We start from the raw sequence: 4,941 nt of genomic DNA, 5'->3' as shown, positions 1-4,941 counted from the left end.
AGGGTTTTTTGTATAGGAAAAAAGTATGCACCTTATCTGGGGAAAACCCGCGCATTCGGACTATCGTTTGAACCAATTGTTTTCAAAGCTGTCGCAAATAGGGCCTCTTGAGGGATTGGTGTCACAGTTTGTGTATTTCGTTGACCTTAATGACGGCACAGCGGATTTATCGGCGGATGACTGGGCGAAGCTGCGTGTGCTGTTGAACGGGTCTGACGCGATTCTGACCGAACAGGGGCATGCGGGCTGGTTTGTCACGCCCCGCTTGGGGACGATTTCCCCTTGGGCGTCGAAAGCAACCGATATTGCGCATACCTGTGGTTTGGACGCCATTCACCGAATCGAACGCGGCATCGTCTATTATTTGAATGGCGCTGATGATGCGTCACGACCGCAGATGCTCAGTGAACTGCATGACCGTATGATGGAACAGGTCAGTGACGATGTGACGACGCTGGAAGGTCTGTTTTCGCACCAAGCGCCGAAGCCGCTGAGCACGGTGGATGTGTTGGGCGGTGGGCGTGATGCCTTGGCTGAGGCGAATGGTGTCATGGGCTTGGCCTTGTCGGAAGATGAAATCGATTATCTGGTGGACGCCTTTAATGGCTTACAACGCAATCCGTCCGATGCCGAACTGATGATGTTTGCGCAAGCGAATTCCGAACACTGCCGCCATAAAATCTTCAATGCCGATTGGACGATTGACGGTGAAGATAAACCCAACTCCTTGTTCGGGATGATCCGTAATACCTATCAGAAAAATCCACAAGGGGTCTTGTCCGCTTACAGTGATAACGCCGCTGTGGTTGAAGGTTATCAAGCGACGCGTTTCTTCCCGGATGCCGAAAATCGCCGTTATCAGCACAGCGACGAAAAGGTCCACTTTCAAATCAAAGTGGAAACCCATAATCACCCGACGGCCATTTCGCCCTGGCCTGGCGCGGCCACGGGTTCCGGTGGCGAGATTCGGGATGAAGGTGCGACCGGTCGCGGTTCCAAGCCAAAAGCCGGTTTGACCGGTTTCACTGTCTCCAATTTGAATATTCCGGGGTTTGAACAGCCTTGGGAACGACCTTACGGCAAGCCAGATCGAATCGTTTCAGCCTTCGATATTATGATGGAAGGCCCTTTGGGCGCGGCCGGCTTTAATAACGAATTCGGGCGTCCGGCGATTAATGGCTATTTTCGGACCTATGAAAATGCGTTGATTACCCACGAGGGCGAAGAAATTCGAGGGTACCATAAACCGATTATGCTGGCCGGCGGGTTAGGGAATATCCGTGAAATGCACATTGAGAAAAACGATATTCCAGCCGGTGCGAAACTGGTGGTGCTGGGTGGACCGGCCATGTTAATTGGTTTGGGCGGCGGCGCGGCGTCTTCGGTGGACAGTGGGGCCGGTGCGGAGAATCTGGATTTTGCTTCCGTTCAGCGTGAAAACCCGGAAATGGAAAGACGCGCCCAGGAAGTCATCGACCGTTGTACCTATTTGGGCGAAAACTCGCCGATTGCCTCCATTCACGATGTCGGCGCAGGCGGATTGTCAAACGCCTTCCCAGAATTGGTGAACGATGCCGGTAAAGGCGGGCGCTTCCAGTTGCGTGATGTGCCGAATGACGAACCGGGCATGTCGCCGATGGAAATTTGGTGTAATGAGTCGCAGGAACGTTATGTCATCGCCATTTACCCAGATCAAATCGAGCAGTTTGAAGCGATTTGCCGCCGTGAACGCTGTCTGTATGCGATTGTCGGTGAGGCCACGGCCGAGCAGAAACTGGTGGTCAATGATACGGAATTCGACAACAATCCGGTCGATATGCCATTGAATGTATTGCTGGGCAAGCCGCCGAAAATGCACCGTCAGGTGACCTCCCGTCGATTGCCGCAACCGGGGTTTGAACCGGCGGTACTGGATTTCAACGATGTCACCGAACGTTTGTTGAAACTGCCGACCATTGCCAGCAAAAGCTTTTTGATTACGATTGGTGACCGCACCATTACCGGCATGGTGACACGCGACCAAATGGTCGGGCCTTGGCAGGTGCCGGTGGCGGATGCGGGCATTACTTGCTCCGATTATCAAGGCTATACCGGTGAAGCCATGGCGTCCGGTGAGCGTCCGCCGGTGGCGTTAATTAACCCGAAAGCCTCGGCGCGTTTGTCGATTGCCGAAGCGATTACCAATATCGCCTGTGCCAAAATCGACAAGATGAGCGACATTAAAATTTCCGCTAACTGGATGGCCGCCGCCGGTCATCCGGGCGAAGACGCCGCCTTGTATGATGCCGTGGAAACGGTCGGGCTGGAATTGTGTCCGGCCTTGGGCATCGCCGTGCCGGTCGGGAAAGATTCCATGTCGATGAAAACCGTCTGGCAGGACGGCGACGAATCCAAGTCCGTGACCTCGCCGGTGTCCTTGAACATCACCACCTTTGCACCGGTGCAGGATGTCCGCAAGACGGTCACGCCGCAATTGCGGACCGATTTGGGTGACACCAAGTTGTTGGCGATTGATTTGAGTCGTGGCCAGAACCGTTTGGGTGGCAGTTGTTTGGCGCAGGTTTATAACCAAGTCGGTGATGTGGCGGCGGATTTGGATTCTGCCGATGACCTGTTGAAGTTGTTCGACTTTGTTCAGGCTTTGATGGCTGATGATTTGATGCTGGCGTACCATGACCGTTCCGACGGCGGTTTCTTGATTACCTTATTGGAAATGGCCTTTGCCGGACATTGTGGTTTGACGTTGGATACCTCGGCTTTGGGCGATGAGCCGGTGTCGGCCTTGTGTGCCGAGGAAGTGGGGGCGGTGATTCAAGTTTTGGCGGATGACGAAGCGGTGATTGCCGGTTTGTTGGAAGCCCATGGCTTGGCCGATATGGCGCATTGGATTGGTACTACCAATAAGGACGATGTCATTCAGATTTCCGCGCACGGTCAGACTTTGCTGAGCGGAAACCGCAAAATTTACCAGGCCTGGTGGTCGGAAACCAGCTATCGCCTGCAAGCCTTGCGCGATAACGAAACCTGCGCCCAGCAGGAATTCGATGCCATTCAGCAGGACGCCAATACTGAGATACGCCCATTGGTGACCTTTGACCCGAACGATGATATTACGATGGATTTCAAATGTCAGCCGCGCCCAAAAGTGGCGATTTTGCGTGAACAGGGTGTGAACGGTCAGCAGGAAATGGCCGCCGCGTTTGATCGTGCCGGGTTTGATGCGATTGATGTGCACATGTCGGATGTCTTGTCCGGTGACGTGGCGTTTGATGATTTCCGCGGTTTGGTCGCCTGTGGCGGCTTCTCTTATGGGGACGTTTTGGGCGCCGGTCGGGGTTGGGCGAATTCCATCCTGTTCAATGACACGGCGCGTCAGACCTTTGAGCAGTTCTTCCAGCGCGAAGACACTTTTACTTTGGGGGTCTGTAACGGTTGTCAGATGTTGTCGAACTTGAAAGAAATCATTCCGGGCGCGGAGCACTGGCCGGCGTTTGTTCGTAACCGTTCCGAGCAGTTCGAGGCGCGTTTCTCGCTGGTGGAAATTCAAGAATCGCCGTCGATTCTGTTGCAAGGCATGGCGGGAACGCGCATTCCGGTGGCGGTGGCGCACGGTGAAGGCCGTATGGACTTTGGCGACGGTTCCGCGGCGGACGTGTCAGGCCTGGTGGGATTGCGTTATGTGGATGCGGCCGGACAGCCGACGGAAACCTATCCCTTCAATCCGAACGGTTCCGAGGGCGGGATGACCGGTTTGACCACGCCGGATGGGCGGGTCACCATTATGATGCCGCATCCGGAACGTGTGTTCCGTACGGTACAAAATTCTTGGCATCCAGATGATTGGCAGGAGGACGCGCCTTGGATGCGTCTGTTCCGAAATGCGCGCAAATGGGTCGGTTGAGAATAGGAGACAAAGCCAAGTTGAAATGCTTATGATATAAGTAAATTAGAAAGTGCTTATATAAATTAAACCTATTGTCGATAAATAAAACTTTATCAATCATTATTTTAGTTTATTTGACTTTGAACGCGGCTTTCCAGTAAGGTTACACAAATTTATTTTTGACTTCTTATCAAGCTTTGGGCGAAGCTCAAAGCGGTTTTTTTAATTTCAAACGGAGTAGGGCAATATGTCTTTAAATCGTCGTGAATTTCTTCATGTAATGTCAATGGCGGCTGCGGCCGGAATGCTTCCCGGCACGGCCAAGGCCATGTCTTCGAGTCCAAGCAAAGGGTCAGCCATTTCTTCCGATATGTACAATGTGCCAATGAAAGGCAAGGTGCGTCTGCTGCACATTACCGACACCCACGCTCAGTTAAAGCCCATCTACTTCCGCGAACCGAATGTGAATCTGGGTGTTGGGCCGGCTTACGGCAAATTGCCACACGTTGTCGGCACGCATCTGCTGAAAGAATTGAATATTCCTGAAAACACGCCTTTGGCGAATGCCTTTACCTATTTGAATTTCCAAGACGCTTCTGAGCAGTATGGTAAAGTGGGCGGTTTTGCCCACGTTAAGACTTTGCTGGACAAATTGCGTGAATCGGCCGGTGGGCGTGAAAACACCCTGACGATGGACGGCGGCGATTTGTGGCACGGTTCTGGAACGGCTCTGTGGACACGTGGTCAGGATATGGTGGAAGCCTCTAACCTGCTGGGTGTGGATATTATGACCGGTCACTGGGAATTCACTTACCATGAAGATGAAGTCTTGACGAACGTTGGCAAGTTTAACGGTGAGTTTTTGGCGCAAAACATCCGCATCAAAGAAGACTCTTTGTTCGGTGACGCTTACCGTGAAATGACCGAGAAACACAACAACATCGGTATGTACAATGAAGACGAAGCCCGTCCGTTTAAGCCCTACAGCGTGAAAGTGATTAATGGCGAGCGCATTGCGGTTGTGGGTCAAGCCTTCCCACGTACGGCGAATGCCAACC

2 protein-coding genes are annotated in these 4,941 nt (G+C 52.8%); both read left to right on the top strand.

Going from position 1 to position 4,941, the window contains the following annotated elements; translation table 11 throughout:
• Positions 1 to 25 precede the first annotated feature (25 nt).
• Positions 26 to 3,901 carry a phosphoribosylformylglycinamidine synthase gene (gene purL / locus ACP5D0_RS07780; RefSeq protein ID WP_472365099.1) on the top strand — a complete coding sequence of 1,292 codons (3,876 nt, stop codon included), beginning with the start codon at positions 26 to 28 and terminating at the stop codon, positions 3,899 to 3,901.
• 229 nt (positions 3,902 to 4,130) lie between these two features.
• The coding region (locus ACP5D0_RS07775; protein WP_472365098.1) for a metallophosphoesterase family protein at positions 4,131 to 4,941 on the top strand (811 nt) is incomplete at its 3' end.

This window comes from Hydrogenovibrio sp. (assembly GCF_049975065.1).
Taxonomy (GTDB): Bacteria; Pseudomonadota; Gammaproteobacteria; order Thiomicrospirales; family Thiomicrospiraceae; genus Hydrogenovibrio.
Note: the sequence above shows the minus strand (reverse complement) of the source record. Positions and strands in the feature narration are given on the sequence as shown.